This is a genomic window from Halalkalibacter okhensis (assembly GCF_000787375.1).
Classification (GTDB): Bacteria; Bacillota; Bacilli; order Bacillales; family Bacillaceae_D; genus Halalkalibacter; species Halalkalibacter okhensis.
The window spans coordinates 36,354-47,396 of sequence record NZ_JRJU01000030.1 but is presented as its reverse complement, the minus strand read 5'-3'; the positions used below and the strand labels follow the sequence as shown (position 1 = coordinate 47,396).

12 protein-coding genes are annotated in these 11,043 nt (G+C 41.5%); 11 read left to right on the top strand and 1 reads right to left on the bottom strand.

Annotated elements, in window-relative coordinates:
• Nucleotides 1-289: 289 nt before the first annotated feature.
• A complete protein-coding gene (gene rarD, locus LQ50_RS18145; protein WP_034631958.1) occupies nt 290-1,240 on the bottom strand; it encodes an EamA family transporter RarD in 951 nt (316 codons plus the stop codon).
• A 102-nt stretch (nt 1,241-1,342) separates the two neighbouring features.
• Between rarD and pgmB the strand changes: the two genes are divergently transcribed.
• The 11 genes from pgmB (at nt 1,343) to LQ50_RS18100 (ending at nt 11,021) form a co-directional block, all read left to right on the top strand.
• Nucleotides 1,343-2,029, top strand: coding sequence for a beta-phosphoglucomutase (gene pgmB / locus LQ50_RS18140; protein ID WP_052144843.1), 687 nt, complete (start codon nt 1,343-1,345; stop codon nt 2,027-2,029).
• A gap of 73 nt (nt 2,030-2,102) precedes the next feature.
• Nucleotides 2,103-3,554: a glycoside hydrolase family 32 protein gene (locus LQ50_RS18135; protein ID WP_152608251.1), complete on the top strand. Its 1,452-nt coding sequence runs from the start codon at nt 2,103-2,105 to the stop codon at nt 3,552-3,554.
• A 99-nt stretch (nt 3,555-3,653) separates the two neighbouring features.
• The gene (locus tag LQ50_RS25535; protein WP_161784700.1) at nt 3,654-3,812 is read left to right on the top strand and encodes a hypothetical protein; all 159 of its coding nucleotides are present in this window, start codon (nt 3,654-3,656) and stop codon (nt 3,810-3,812) included.
• A gap of 384 nt (nt 3,813-4,196) precedes the next feature.
• On the top strand, nt 4,197-5,102 hold the full coding sequence (locus LQ50_RS18125) for a helix-turn-helix transcriptional regulator (RefSeq protein WP_034631948.1): 906 nt from the start codon (nt 4,197-4,199) through the stop codon (nt 5,100-5,102).
• Between the two features lies 1 nt (nt 5,103).
• Nucleotides 5,104-5,235 (top strand): hypothetical protein, encoded by a 132-nt coding sequence (locus LQ50_RS26315; protein ID WP_272913733.1) that lies wholly within the window; start codon nt 5,104-5,106, stop codon nt 5,233-5,235.
• 252 nt (nt 5,236-5,487) lie between these two features.
• On the top strand, nt 5,488-6,888 hold the full coding sequence (locus LQ50_RS18120; protein ID WP_034631946.1) for a sucrose-specific PTS transporter subunit IIBC: 1,401 nt from the start codon (nt 5,488-5,490) through the stop codon (nt 6,886-6,888).
• Nucleotides 6,889-6,931: 43 nt separating this feature from the next.
• Nucleotides 6,932-7,084, top strand: a complete 153-nt coding sequence (locus tag LQ50_RS25530; protein WP_161784699.1) for a hypothetical protein — start codon at nt 6,932-6,934, stop codon at nt 7,082-7,084.
• Nucleotides 7,081-7,746, top strand: a complete 666-nt coding sequence (locus LQ50_RS18115) for a uracil-DNA glycosylase (protein ID WP_034631944.1) — start codon at nt 7,081-7,083, stop codon at nt 7,744-7,746. The genes LQ50_RS25530 and LQ50_RS18115 overlap by 4 nt, the downstream gene beginning before the upstream one ends.
• Before the next feature lie 256 nt (nt 7,747-8,002).
• Entirely contained in the window at nt 8,003-9,268 is a 1,266-nt protein-coding gene (locus LQ50_RS18110; RefSeq protein ID WP_034631941.1) for an ammonium transporter, read from the top strand.
• Between the two features lie 3 nt (nt 9,269-9,271).
• Complete coding sequence (locus tag LQ50_RS18105; protein ID WP_034631939.1) at nt 9,272-10,273, top strand: DUF294 nucleotidyltransferase-like domain-containing protein; 1,002 nt, start codon at nt 9,272-9,274, stop codon at nt 10,271-10,273.
• 7 nt (nt 10,274-10,280) lie between these two features.
• On the top strand, nt 10,281-11,021 hold the full coding sequence (locus LQ50_RS18100; protein WP_034631938.1) for a 3'-5' exonuclease: 741 nt from the start codon (nt 10,281-10,283) through the stop codon (nt 11,019-11,021).
• Nucleotides 11,022-11,043 lie beyond the last annotated feature (22 nt).

The window sequence follows — 11,043 nt, the reverse complement described above, 5'->3', positions numbered from 1 at the left end:
ACTTTTTCAGTGCCTTCTTTGCGCTATTTACCCTAGTTTCTTTTGATCGTTGAAATGTAGGGAATTTCTATCTTTCCTCTAAAACAAGCGGACGGGATGGGGGGCCGTCTCCTGCAGGAGGGAAGGGCAGGTTGAAATCCACCGGCGCAGCCGGTTAGTTCAACGCCCGCCTGCGGAAAGCGTGCCCCCCATCCCGGGAGCGAGATCAAAGCTCCTTTTCAAGTCCTAAATAAACGAGCACTTTTACAGTGGCCTCGAATGATCCTTCTTCAGTGCCTTCTGCTGCTTGTTAGGATGCTTTTGGTTCTTGCTTAGAATTTGACTTAAATATCTTACTTGTAAGCTTTTTGAACACAGTTGTTTTTGAAGTTGAGAAGATGAACAACCCAACCCAAATAAAGATAAATGCAGTTAGCTGAATGCGAGAAAAGGGTTCGTTGTATAAAAAGACCCCAATTAAAAGCATGATCGTGGGCGCCATGTATTGCAAGAAGCCAATCAATGAGAAAGAAATGCGCTTGGCGCCAATCGCAAATAATAACAGAGGGATCGCTGTGACAGCGCCGGCCCCCATTAGTAACCATGTTGTCTCGGCATGAACGGATCCAAACGACGATGAATTCTCTGGTTGCTTGTAGAACCACGTTAAAAACAATAATGCAAATGGTGCCATTAATAAGGTTTCGATCGTAAGACCAATCATGGCCCCGGTTTTTACCATCTTTTTAATAAGCCCGTATAATCCAAATGATACGGCCAGAATCAGTGCTGCCCACGGGATGACTCCGTAGAAAATCGTCATAACCGCAACCCCGATAAACGCCAATCCGATAGAAATGCCTTGCCAACGTGTAAACCGCTCCTTTAAAAAGACCATCGCTAACAAAACATTGATTAGTGGATTAATGTAATAACCTAAACTAGCTTCAACGACACGATCACTGTTAACCGCCCAAATAAATACAAACCAGTTTAACGTAATAAAGCAAGATGCTAAAATAATAGCAACGGCTGAACGAATATGGGTAAAGATATAGATGAATTCCTTCCAGCTTGAACGAAGTTGTTTCTTAAATGCTAAGATAAGAATCATAAAGACCAATGACCAGACAATTCGATGAGCAAGCACCTCGCCAGCCGATACTGGTTCAAGAAGCTTCCAATACAAGGGGAGAATTCCCCAAATTAAGTAGGCAAAAATAGCGGCGAACACGCCTATTTGATGCTCTGATTTCGGCATATTCAACTTCCTCTCCGTTAATGTAGCTCTATTTTACACAAATTAACAATCAATGCCTATAAAAAGTTTTTCGATTTGCTAAATAAATTTAGGGGGATGTGTATGAAGCAAATAAAAGCAGTTATTTTTGATATGGATGGAGTTATTTCAAATACAGTTCACTTACATTACATTGTTAATAAAAAAGTAGCCGATCGACTCGGTATAGCATTTAATGAGGAATGGAATCAAAAGCTGCAAGGATTAAGTCGCAGAGCAACCGTACAAGCGATTGTTGAAAAGTCAGGTGTCTCTTTATCAGATGAAGAGTTTGAAAGCTGCTGTGAAATAAAAAACAGCCATTACATCCAGTTAATTAACGAACTAACCGAAAAAGACACACAACCTGGAATACGGTCTTTTATTAAAGAATTAAAAGAAAGTGGAGTGACGATGGTTGTTGCTTCAGCGAGTCAAAATGCGAGCAGAGTGCTAACAAGGCTTGAGCTCCTTCCTTATTTTGCGGGAGTTGTTGACGTAACGAAATTAACTCGGGGAAAGCCTGATCCAGAAATTTTTCTGAAAGCTGCAGAAATGGTTCATGTTTCACCAACTGATTGTGTGGCTATAGAAGATGGAGAGGCGGGTTTAACAGGAATTCTCCAAACAGAGATGTTTTCCGTGGGTGTCGGAAGTGAACCGTCGCTTGTACGAGCTGATCTTACGCTACCTTCTACAGAGGACTTAACAATTCAAGTGTTAGAGAAAGCGCTAAACAGGCAAGATAAAACCCTCTATAGTCAGGAATAACGTTATGTTTGCCAAGGTATCCGAAGGTAGGATACGATGAGTTCACGAAAAAGAATACAAAGGAGCGAAGATGATGCAAGGGTTAGATCAACAATTACGTCAACAAGCATATGAGGAAGTAAACAAATATAGGGAAGTCGTGGAGGCCGACCCTTACCGATTGGCTTATCATGTAATGCCGCCTGTGGGGTTGTTAAATGATCCGAATGGGTTTATCCAATACAAAGGAGACTATCATTTATTTTATCAATGGAATCCGTTTAACACGGGACATGGCGCCAAGTTTTGGGGCCATTACACATCAAAGGACCTCGTCAATTGGGAGCACCATGACATTGCCCTTACACCAAGTGATTGGTTTGATAAAAATGGATGCTATTCAGGCAGTGCAATCGAGCATGATGGCCAGATGTACTTGTTTTACACCGGTAATGTGAAGGATGAAAACAACAACCGAGAAAGCTATCAAGTTATGGTAGAGTCAAAAGATGGCTTTCGCTTTGAGAAAAAAGGGGTTGTCCTTCATCTACCTGAAGATTATACACCGCATTTTCGCGACCCAAAAGTGTGGAAGCATGGCGAATATTTCTACATGGTGATTGGTGCGCAAAGCCTCGATGAAACGGGTAAAGCGGTACTTTTTCGTTCAAAAAATTTAGAGAACTGGGAGCATCTTGGGGCATTTGCAGGAGCTCATATCGGGTCGTTCGAAGACTTTGGTTATATGTGGGAATGTCCCGATCTATTTGAGCTTGATGGGCAAGATGTATTGGTTTTTTCTCCGCAAGGACTAGAGCCAAGTGGAACGTATTATCAAAATCTCTATCAAGCCGGTTATGTGATCGGCAAATTAGATTATGAATCGATTCAATACAACCACGGAGAATTTGTTGAGTTAGACCGCGGCTTTGAATTTTATGCGCCGCAGACAACTCTAGATGAAAAAGGTCGCCGTATTATGATTGGTTGGCTTGGGCTACCAGAAGAGCGTGAGGAGGACCACCCGACAATTGAGCATAAGTGGGTTCACGCCATGACACTTCCAAGAGAATTGAAGCTAAAAAACGGCAAAGTCTATCAACTTCCAGTAGAGGAACTAAAAGAGTTGCGTAGTGAAGGGGTCAAATATGAAGCTGTTAACCTTAGCAGCAAAGCTCAAGCTTTTGAAGGTGTGGAAGGGGATGCAATCGAAATCAACCTTGAAACACTAGAGACGGTAACGAGTACGATAACCATTCATATTCGGAATCATGCCAATCTTGTTTACAACCCGACTGATAAACTCTTTAAGCTAGACCGGATCAGCTATGTTGACGGGGAGACGGTGGAGGAGAGATTTTGCCATTTGAATCAATTAAAGAGTGTGCGCATGTTCCTTGATACCTCTTCGATTGAAGTGTTTATCAATGACGGCGAAGAAGTCTTTACGGCACGGATCTATCCAGATGTAGAGGAGAAAGGCATTTCCTTTGCGGCTAGTGGAACAGAAAATGTATCGATTGAAGCATGGAAATTAAATAATTAAAGGCTTAAAGAGGGCGCTAGAAAAGGAGGGGATTTCTTTTTTAGCGCCCTTTTAGCAGTTGTGCCAAGAGGGCTTGACACAATAACAGGGGGGGAATTGGTGGCATCAATAGATGAAGTGGATCCTCATTCCGTTATTAGGAAGAAAAGCTGTTTTAAAGGGCGTAAGTGGATCCTGGTTCCGCTATTTATGCAAAATCTATTGAAGTTAATAAGGCAAATAACGGAACCAGAATCCGGAACCATGCTAAAAACATGAAGAAAGTAAGAAATAACGGAATGAGGATCCGGCAAACACGTTGCCCTCCAAAACCTGAACCTGTTACCTATTTTGAACATCATCTTTTTGAAAGGCTGTTTTCGCAAGATTGATGCTATTTAATAGTTTTTCTCATAGTGAAATGGAGCGGAAGTCACTTGACTCCTGCGGGATGAAGAGGTAGGGCGAGACCCCACAGCCGAGGAGGCTCGGCACCTCCTGGCGGGTGCGAGTGACTGGAGCGCAAAGGAACGAACATGTGAAGGACAAGTAAGCCATAAAAAAAACAAAGTATGCGAATATAGCCTTTTCAAAAGAATCGCAAAAAATATCAAAAATGGATAAAATTGTTTTGTTATGATAAGTGAGAAGGGAGTCGATTTGATGAGAGATCAATACGTAAAAGTAGTTCAACAATCCATTTCCTATATGGAGGAGCACGTAACAGAAGTCATTTCGACTGAGGAAGTAGCAGAACATGTTGCTTATTCCCCCTTTCATTTTCACCGAATCTTTCAATCCGTAACGGGAATGACTTTAGCTGAGTATGTCAGGCGTCGCCGTCTAACCCATGCTGCGTGCGATCTTGTGATGACAAATGAAAAAATTATAAATATAGCGATTAAATATCATTTTTCATCGCAAGAATCGTTTACGAGAGCATTTAAGCATTTATTTCAAGTCAGCCCAGCCAAGTACCGGCGCTTCACTCGCAAATTAATGGTAAAAGAGGAGGATATTCCAATGGAACACGTTATGCCTAGAGGATGGCTCCCTAGTGGGTCGAACCCATTCGATTATGAGATGGGTAGTGATTTCAAAACTGTTCATGGTGGCAGAGCGTCTGGAGTCATTCGATCGAAGAAAGAGCAAATTAGTGGATTTGGGACGATGATGCAAATGTTTAAAGCAAAAAAATACCGTGATAAACGCATGCGCTTTGCGGCTTTTGTCAAAGCGGAAAACGTCGAGCTTTGGGCGGGGTTATGGATGCGGGTTGATGGCGAAGCGGAGGAAATAGTTGCTTTTGACAATATGGAGTCGCGTGCCATTAAAGGGACAGTGAATTGGAATCAGTATGAAATAGTGCTCGATGTTCCAAGTGATGGAGCGATTATTAGTATTGGTTTGCTGCTATGTGGAGCAGGGAGTGTTTGGATCGATAACATTACCTTTGAGGAAGTAGACGAAACGGTCGAGGTAACTTCGAAAGAGCCCTTGCAAGATCTACCTGATGAGCCGATGAATTTACAGTTTGAACTAGATTTCCATGAAGAAGGGCCTGAATAAAATGGACAAAAAGAGAAAAAAGTCTGATGATAAGTATTTATGGCTGCCTGATGTGATTGGTTTCTTTATTGAACTCTTTTTGTATGCACCGAGATTGATCGTACGAATCATTAAGGGGATTTTTACAAATTAAATATTTCCAATGAGAAAGTTTGCAAACAATATTGACGAATGGTGCTGAAAAGGTATAAACTGAAAGCGGAATCAATTGGATATGTGGGATTGTTACTGATAAAGCAGGCAAGACCTAAGATGGACTAACGGGATACGTGTATCTTTTACGCGTATCGGTTAGGTCCATTTTAGGTCTTTTTTTGTTGCAGATAAAGAAGTTCAGATTCCGCATTTAATAAAAATATAACAGCTTAGAATGGGGGAAGAAGTTATGGATACAAAAAAAGTTGCTAGTGAACTAGTTGAACTTTTAGGTGGGAAAGAGAACGTAATTAGTGCTACACACTGCGCCACTCGCTTGCGTATCGTCTTAAACGACGACGACAAACCAAATCAACAAGCCATCGAAGAACTTGACGGGGTCAAAGGTGTATTTAGTGCTTCGGGGCAATTTCAAGTTATTTTCGGAACAGGCTTAGTGAATAAAGTATATGGTGAATTTGTTAGTATGACAGGAGTCGGTTCAAATGCATCAGAGGAAGGAGAAAAGCAAGTCAATCACAGCGATGCGGTTAAAAAGAAAATGAATCCATTCGCTCGACTTGCTCGTACACTTTCTAATATATTTGTACCGATCATTCCAGCTATTGTGGCAAGTGGGTTGTTAATGGGGCTGCTTGGAATGATGACAGCCTTTGAATGGGTCTCACCTGATAGTCCTTGGATTTTATTTTTGGATATGTTTTCAAGTGCGGCATTTATCATTCTTCCTGTTTTAATTGGGTTTAGTGCAGCGAAGGAGTTTGGAGCGAATCCGTATCTTGGAGCGGTTCTTGGTGGAATTATGACACATCCAGTGTTACTGAATCCATGGATGCTTACCGATGCCGTGCCAGAGTCCGTTGTTTTCTTAGGAATGAATGTAGAATTGCTCGGGTACCAAGGAACGGTTATTCCAATCCTGCTCGTTGTTTACATTATGAGTAAAATCGAAAAAGGCTTACGCAAAATCGTTCCAAATGCGATTGATTTACTAGTGGTTCCTTTCATTACCGTCATGTTAACCGGGTTTATTGCGATGCTATTTGTCGGGCCACTTGGAACATGGCTTGGAAATGGACTAACGTGGAGTCTTGATTTTATTTATAATACAGCCGGGGTTTTTGCGGGTCTTATCTTTGGTGGACTGTACTCGACGATTGTTATTACAGGGGTTCATCACAGCTTCCATGCCATTGAAGCAGCGCTTATCGCTGACTTAGGTGTGAACTTCCTACTACCAATTTGGGCGATGGCTAATGTTGCTCAAGGTGGTGCCGGCCTTGCCGTATTTTTCCTAACAAAAAATAAAAAAGTGAAGGAAATTGCACTTCCTGCATCGTTCTCTGCATTCCTTGGAATTACAGAGCCTGTTATTTTTGGTGTGAACTTACGCTTTATGCGTCCGTTTATTGGAGCGGCTATTGGTGGTGCCTTAGGTGGAGCGTATGTTGTATTTACGAACGTCTTTGTTAACGCTTATGGATTAACTGGAATTCCGATGATCGCCATCGCCGCACCGTTTGGAACAGCCAACATTATCAACTACTTAATTGGAATGTTGATCGCTTTAGCAGGTGCCTTTATTGCGACTTGGATTCTTGGCTTAAAAGAGGATACAACAAAAAAATAGTAGGATGCATACTCGTTTCCGCTTCTTGCGGGGGCGGGTTTTTTTGTTGTTGGAAGCGTTTGGATTGAATGTGGCGAAGTTTGGACAGCAACAGTCTCATTTTGGATTGAATATGATGAAGTTTGGACAGCAAATGGATGAGATCGGAAAGAATCCAATGGTATACTATGAAAGGAACAAAGGAGTGTCGAGATGAAACTAACAAATGATTGGCAAGATGTCCTAAATATTGAGTTAGAAAAAGCCTATTTCAATGAACTTCTGTCATTTTTAACGGAGGAATATGAAAAATATACGGTCTATCCACCAAAAGAGGAAGTTTTTCAAGCGTTAGAGTACACTTCGTATTCAAACACAAAAGTAGTCATCTTAGGTCAGGATCCGTATCATGGGCCCAATCAAGCTCATGGACTTAGTTTTTCTGTAAAGCCAACAGTAAAAATTCCACCTTCATTAAAAAACATATACAAAGAGCTTCAAGCAGACCTTGGTCATGAGAGTCCAACCCATGGGTCGCTTGTTTCGTGGGCAAAACAAGGAGTACTGCTATTGAATACCGTACTCACTGTTCGAAAATCAGAGGCAGCTTCTCATAAAGGAATGGGGTGGGAGCTGTTTACCGATGCGGTGATCAAGGCATTAAATGATCGAGAACAGCCTGTTATTTTTGTGTTGTGGGGCAAGCACGCCCAAGCAAAAAAAGGCATGATCACAAATAAGAGACATGCCATAATCGAAGCGGCACATCCAAGTCCGTTTTCTGCTCATCGCGGCTTTTTAGGAAGCAAGCCTTTTTCAACGATCGATCAACTATTAAAAGAAAATGGACAAGGCTCCATAGAGTGGGAAATCGACTAAATTGTAAAATCTCACATGCAATGTACATAAAATTCGCTTGCCTGCGCAAAAATTGCGTAGGTCTTTTTGTTTTCGCTGAAACGCTAGTAAGGTCAGTGTGGTAAGCCTTTACATATAAGGAGCTTGATTTAAAAGTGTGTCAGAATACCTGACAATAGAGTAGATTCAGAATATTTCGTACGTATAATAAGAACTAACAACAGATGTTAGCTTCTCTGACGCTAACGTGTACACATTTAAAGGGGGCAGGAAAGAAATGACTGAATTAGCACTTATGGATAATTTATGGGTAATGATTTGTGCAGTCTTAGTTCTTTTTATGCAAGGTGGATTTATTCTTTTAGAGGCGGGTTCAACCCGTATGAAAAACGCAGGACACATTGCCGGAAAAACGATCTTCACAGTCGGTATTGCTTCATTAGTCTATTGGGCTGTAGGTTGGGGATTTGCATACGGGGAAGGAAATGCTTTTATTGGATTATCTGATTTCTTCTTTGGCGACTTCTCTACTGCAGATGAAGGGTTAGTTGGATCCGTTGATTTCTTCTTTCAGTTAATGTTTGCAGCAATCGCATTAACCATTGCTTTTGGTGGATTTGCAGAACGTGCAAAATTATCAGCATACATCGTTTTCGCGGTCCTATTCTCAGCTTTTGTCTATCCAATCGTTGCACACTGGATTTGGGGTGACGGATGGTTAGCTGACTTAGGAAAACAAGATTTCGCAGGTTCTACAGTAGTTCACTTAACAGGTGCGATGGCAGCACTTGCAGCGACCATTTTATTAAAGCCACGTCTAGGTAAATACAACAAAGACGGTTCAGCCAATGATCTAGCGGGCCATAACCAAGTTTACACAGCTCTAGGTGTTCTCATTCTTTGGGTAGGTTGGTTCGGATTTAACGCAGGTAGTACATTAGAAGTAGCAGACGCATTCTTTGGATATGTAGCATTAAATACACAATTAGCAGCTGCAGCTGGTGCAGTCGCAGCACTATTCATTGCCTGGGCAATGACAGGGAAATCCGATGTGCCAACTATGTTAAACGGTGCATTAGCAGGTCTAGTAGCCATTACAGCATCATGTGCATTCGTTGCTCCATGGGCAGCTGTAATTATCGGTATCGTTGGTGGTTTAATTGTATTCTTCTCAATGAAGTTTTTTGACAAAGCTCGCATTGATGATCCAATTTTTGCATTATCTGTTCACGGTGTAGCGGGTGTTTGGGGTACAATCTCTACTGGTTTCTTCGCTACTCCTGAGCTTGCAGCTATGAACGGTGGGTCAGCTGGTTTGTTCTACGGCGGTGGACTTAGTCAACTAGGAGTTCAAGTTTTGAGTGTTGTCGCGTGTGGTGCGTTCGCCTTTATCGCTTCTTACATCTTACTGTTAGTAACAAAAGCTGTATGTGGAGGACTTCGTGTATCTGAGGAAGAAGAAATTGTTGGTCTTGACCTTAGTGAGCACGGCAGCTACGGTTATCCTGAAAGCATGCCAGGAAACGAAAAGACAGGAGCTTAATAGATGAGAGGGGCAAAGAGTTATCCTACCTTTAATGATAACGAATGGGATGAAGGGCTTCGGCTTTTATACGAAGAACGCCTTTCGACTATTCATAAACAGGAGCATACCTCGGCCTCACTTCAAGATAGTCATGAACAGATCATAAAAAAAGCGGTATGTCTCGCTCTTAAAAAGACAGAAAGTGAGTGGGGCCAACCGCCCGCTCACTTTGCTTTCTTTCTTATGGGAAGTGGAGGCAGACTCGAGCAATCCTTTTGGAGTGATCAAGATCATGGACTTGTTTATGAAAGCAGCAATGAAGAGGATAAGTCATACTTCCTCTATCTTGGAAGAGAAATTGTCTATGCTCTTGAAAAAGTAGGATATGATCGCTGTGACGGAAATGTGATGGCATCAAATTCGAAATGGTGTCGCTCCTTTGAGAAATGGGAGGAGCAACTAAAAAGTTGGTTGAGAGAAGATAGATGGGAAACGCTTAGATACACGCTGACATTTGTGGATGCGAGGTCGGTGTATGGGAAACATGAACTAGTCAAACAGTTAAAACAAACGACCTATGAATTCATACAAAGCCACCCTCAATCACTAAAAAGGTTAACGGAAAATACAGGAAGACTGAAAAAGGGAATTGGGTTGTTTAATCAGCTTTTAGTAGAAACAAAAGGAATCCATAAAGGAAAGTTCGATTTTAAACAAATTGTTCTTTTTCCTTACGTTAATGGTTTGCGGTTACTTGCAATTGAGCAGAAAATATTAGCAAGTTCAACCATTGAGAGGTTTCAACAATTGTCGAATAAGCATAGTGAGGTAAAAAAATTACAGGAAGCATTTGAGGATTTGTTGGAGCAACGAGTGTTATGGCAAAAAAACATAGAGCAGTATGAATACATTCATCACCTCACTATTGAAGATTTAAGCAAGGAAGAGAAACGGCGATTAAAAGATTGGGTAAGAGAAGGGCAAAGGCTATATCAGACTATAGAAAGGCTGCTAAAAGGGTGAATAAACAATGATAAATAATATGGTGCAACTAGTTAAGCAGTTGTCAAATCGATTAAGTCCCAATGTCTATACATCACTTCAACAGCAGTCTGATGCTGCCAGACTTTCTCAATTACGTCAAATTCAACGTCAGTTAAAGCAAGAAGACGTTCTAGATCGCCCGCTCTCTGAGCTTTCCTTTATTATTTTTGATTTGGAGACGAGTGGGTTTTACCCGGATAAAGGAGATAGTATCCTTTCAATTGGAGCCGTGAAAATGAAAGGATGGGAGATATATGAGGAGGACACCTTTTACTCCACTGTAAAATGTTCTAATTCTCCCTCAGCTGAAATACTAGATTTAACAGGATTAACAGCGGAAGAGTTAAGTGATTCTCCGCCATTAGTGAATGTGTTATCTGATTTTTATAAGTTTATCGGGCATTCAACTCTTGTTGCCCACCATGCTTCTCATGAGAAGAAATTCATGTCTCATGCAACATGGCAAACATTACGGACGACATTTCAACATAGGATCATTGACACATCTTTTTTAACAAAAATTGTCGTACCGGAAAAACTCGTCACATTGGATGAGTGCTGTGCATATTACGAGATACCCGTACAAAAGAGGCATCATGCATTAGAGGATGCGCTAATTACGGCACAATTATGGCAAAAAAACATTCGACTAGCGAAAGAGAAGGGATTTGAGACATTACGAGATGTCTACACTTACTTAGCTAAAGGTCGGTTGTCTCAATCATAGAATGGTAACGAAGGAGGAGGGG